General features: G+C 58.5%; 5 protein-coding genes. All 5 read right to left on the bottom strand.

Annotated elements, in window-relative coordinates:
- A partial coding sequence (locus tag WCB02_RS28365) for a hypothetical protein (RefSeq protein ID WP_423963063.1) occupies positions 1-674 on the bottom strand: 674 nt, incomplete at its 3' end.
- Complete coding sequence (locus tag WCB02_RS28360; protein WP_423963062.1) at positions 664-1023, bottom strand: hypothetical protein; 360 nt, start codon at positions 1021-1023, stop codon at positions 664-666. The genes WCB02_RS28360 and WCB02_RS28365, both read right to left, overlap by 11 nt.
- Positions 1024-1064: 41 nt before the next feature.
- Positions 1065-1493, bottom strand: coding sequence for a hypothetical protein (locus WCB02_RS28355; RefSeq protein ID WP_423963061.1), 429 nt, complete (start codon positions 1491-1493; stop codon positions 1065-1067).
- Complete coding sequence (locus WCB02_RS28350) at positions 1490-2440, bottom strand: DNA cytosine methyltransferase (protein WP_423963060.1); 951 nt, start codon at positions 2438-2440, stop codon at positions 1490-1492. Before WCB02_RS28350 ends, WCB02_RS28355 begins: the two co-directional genes overlap by 4 nt.
- On the bottom strand, positions 2380-2583 hold the full coding sequence (locus WCB02_RS28345) for a hypothetical protein (protein ID WP_423963059.1): 204 nt from the start codon (positions 2581-2583) through the stop codon (positions 2380-2382). Before WCB02_RS28345 ends, WCB02_RS28350 begins: the two co-directional genes overlap by 61 nt.
- Positions 2584-2708 lie beyond the last annotated feature (125 nt).

Raw genomic sequence — 2708 nt, 5'->3', positions numbered from 1 at the left:
TCCACCACCAGGCCGTGTTCGAGCCATGCGGTCTCATCCACTCCGTACACAGCCGTGCGCCCACCGCGGCCAATGTTGTCGCCGATCTCGCCGATAATGGAACTGCGAGTTTTGGGGAAATAGATCTTGCGCTCCTGCGCATGCAACTTCTGCACGTAGCCGGCGACCGCAAAATCCGGCATCCATTCCAGGTACTCGCGCACTTTCCAGAACAGCGAACCAGAATCAGCCGGGCCGTTGTCCACTTTCTCGCCCTTGTAGCTACCGAGCCCTATAGGCATGTCATCGAACAACGTACCCAGTGCAATGGCGAAGCCCACGAAACAGTAGCTCGCCCCAACGTCACGGCTTTTCTCGGTGAGCCCGTACTGGTTGGAGCGCCAGCAGTCGTACCAGAAATCAATCAGCTCGCGTTGACGGGCGAACAGTTCGAACGGCATCACGGCGCGCGCGCCCGATGCGATCAAGCGCGGATCGACGTGAATGCCCCAATCGTTGACGTGATCGGCGATATGCGTTTGGTAGTAACGTCTGAGCATGCGCCACTCTTTCGGGTGTTTGCGAATATAGGCGATGCGCCGTTTGCGCTCATTGAACACGTCATCGTAGTGTGCCTGGCTCTTTCGCTCGGGCTTGATAGGTTCGAAGCTGGCAATAAGACCATCAGGACTCATCGCCCTTCAGAAACGCTTTGTAGGCGTGCGCCGCGTCCTCGTCGGTCAACGCACCGTCGAGTTGAATACCAAGTGTCTGCTGCTGAATCGGCCCTCCATTGGGACCGGTGTGTTCCATTCGCCCCAGCTTCGGCACGGTGTATTCAAGCAAATCGATGAACAGTTGGATGCGCCGTGCCGGATCACGTATCTGTTTCATCCATGTGGCGAGTTCACGTACGTGACATGCGGCGAGCAGCTTGAGCGCTTCGCGTACGTCGCCGCTGACTTTGTTCGGGGTGCCCTTCTTGCGGCCACCAAACTTCTTGCCGCCCTTGGGTCTGCCGCCTTTGCCTGGTTTTCCTGCCATGAAACAACTTCAGTATCCGCGATCTCGGAAAATATAAGGATTCAAAACGGATCCACTGCCAGCTCGGCTTGCATCGGCTGTAACGGCGCGAGCATGCCGTCCCATCCCCTAGCGACCAGCACCCGTTGCAGCACCGGCATGGCTTGATCGGCTTTCAGGTGCGATTCGGTGAACTGCAAAACACTCCAGCCCAGCAAAATCGCCATGTTCAACTTGTCACAATCCTCCGCAATCTGCCCGACGCTGAAATGCCCCGAGGTCACGACGCGCTGATGATGGCCGCGGGCGAGCTTCACCGACTCGACGTTGAAGCCCTGCAGCTCGACGCCTAAGTGATAGGTTGGCCAGCAGGCATCGAATCGATGCTGGCGTCCCACGATCTTCGCAAACCTATATTCGTAGATAGGTTCGGGCAATCGGTAGCGCGCGACCTGATCGCGAAAGCGTTCTTCGAGTGAGGACTGCTTCATTGGGGCAGAAAGATTCGCGCGATATGGCGCGAGAGTTCCAGCGGAATCTTCGCGATCAGCGCTGAGGCGGCTTTTCTGCGCGGACTGGCAGAGGGCAAAGATGCCCGTCCGGTGTCGAACCAGACAGCACCGCTGCCTTGGTGTTTGCGACCGTCGTCGAGTCGATCAGCCGCAGTGGCCTGAAATCCTCTTTTCCACATCGGAGCTCGCCCATCCGGATTGCGCCCTGTGCCGCTCGTCGTGTTGTGGGCGATGTTGAACCAGGAGCCGCCAGCGTTCTTGATCGCCGAATCTCTGAAACAGCCGCCGACTTCGCCGTCTTTGTAGCCGTAGTTGTGCTGGCCGAACTTGCTCCAGTCCAGTCCCGGTACTTTCGCCGCCTGCTTCGTCATCGGCATCAGCGCCGGCACATCGCCCCATAGCTGATAGCTGCCGAAGTTCCACCTCGATCGACCGACCCACGGAATCGCGCCGCGAACGTTCTCGACCACCATCGGAATGTGTCGGCCCGCTGCCTCAGAAGCCTCGCGCTGAATCCTGAAACAGGCATCGAACAATGCCGTGAGCTCGGCCACCGTGCGCGAGCCGCGATAGCCTTCCGGAAACTCGTCCTCACCTCGAAGCGCCCGCGCGACCTGCTTGGCGCGCTTCCAGGGCATCGCCATCCAACTGAACTCCTGGCAAGGCGGGCTGGCCACGATCAAGTCAACGTCCTTGAACTGCCGGCCATGCAGCGTCAGGACATCTTGCAGGATCAATTGTGCCGGATAGCAATGATCGCCGTAGACGTGCTGTTCGATGTCGAATCCGATGACATCGTAGCATTCCGCTAAACCGCCTTCGGCCCATCCTCCAAGCCCTGCAAATAAGTCGATCATTAATGGTTTCATGATCGCTTGGACACCTCGATCGCATCGAACAGGCGCTTGCCTGCGATATAGCCACAAATCACCGCAAGCCCGAGCAGCCAGCAGTAAGTGTCATCGTCATCGCGCGTAACCTGCGCGAGCATCGAGCCCACCAGGCTCAAGGCGAGCCACAGCGCTGTGATTGCGTAGCTTCTAACGACAGATCGCCAGTCGCTGGTCATGTCAAGTCCAATTTAACAGTACACGCATCGATTTTAAGGCTAGACAGCGAGCGTGGGAGCGGTCTATCACCCCCCCCCCGCCACTATGGGCTGTCTGGGTCGCCAGCGCCTGTCCAGGACGCACT

The organism is Bradyrhizobium sp. (genome assembly GCF_049581145.1).
In the GTDB taxonomy this organism is placed as follows: domain Bacteria; phylum Pseudomonadota; class Alphaproteobacteria; order Rhizobiales; family Xanthobacteraceae; genus Bradyrhizobium.
The sequence above is the reverse complement of the archived record's forward strand: the minus strand, read 5'-3'. Positions and strand labels throughout refer to the sequence as shown.

Excerpts from the sequence above, each read along its gene's own strand:
- WCB02_RS28355 (WP_423963061.1), bottom strand. The coding sequence starts at position 1,493 with ATGAAGCAGTCCTCACTCGAAGAACGCTTTCGCGATCAGGTCGCGCGC.
- WCB02_RS28345 (WP_423963059.1), bottom strand. The coding sequence starts at position 2,583 with ATGACCAGCGACTGGCGATCTGTCGTTAGAAGCTACGCAATCACAGCG.
- WCB02_RS28360 (WP_423963062.1), bottom strand. The coding sequence starts at position 1,023 with ATGGCAGGAAAACCAGGCAAAGGCGGCAGACCCAAGGGCGGCAAGAAG.